The organism is Lacinutrix cladophorae, assembly GCF_053604645.1.
In genome coordinates this window covers 1-462 of sequence record NZ_JBSHNR010000116.1, presented here as the reverse complement: position 1 = coordinate 462, position 462 = coordinate 1, and the positions used below count along the sequence as shown (strand labels likewise).

Annotated in this window: 1 pseudogene; it reads right to left on the bottom strand. The window is 44.8% G+C overall.

Going from position 1 to position 462, the window contains the following annotated elements:
• A pseudogene (locus ACVC3Y_RS10240) lies at nucleotides 1-462 on the bottom strand (hypothetical protein); the annotation flags it as partial.

The window sequence follows — 462 nt, the reverse complement described above, 5'->3', positions numbered from 1 at the left end:
TGGTAAAGTGGTGGTATCCACTACGATATCAACAGTTCCTGCTGGTACGCCATCTATAGTGTATGTTCCATCTGCTGCTGTTGTTCCTGTTGGCTCTCCTGCGTCTAATACGCCATCACCATCTAAATCTGCAAATACTGTTACTGGAGAAGTGTATCCTGTTTCTGTTCCTTCTTGTGCTCCATTACCATCTTCATCATTATATACTGTTCCTGTTACAGATCCGGCTGTGGTATATCCATCGATTCCGGCATCTACGGTTCCACTTGTTGGAACGGTAACCTCTGTTGGTTCTGTTCCTTCGGTTAATGTAGATCCTGTTGGTAAAGTGGTGGTATCCACTACGATATCAACAGTTCCTGCTGGTACGCCATCTATAGTGTATGTTCCATCTGCTGCTGTTGTTCCTGTTGGCTCTCCTGCGTCTAATACGCCATCACCATCTAAATCTGCAAATACTGT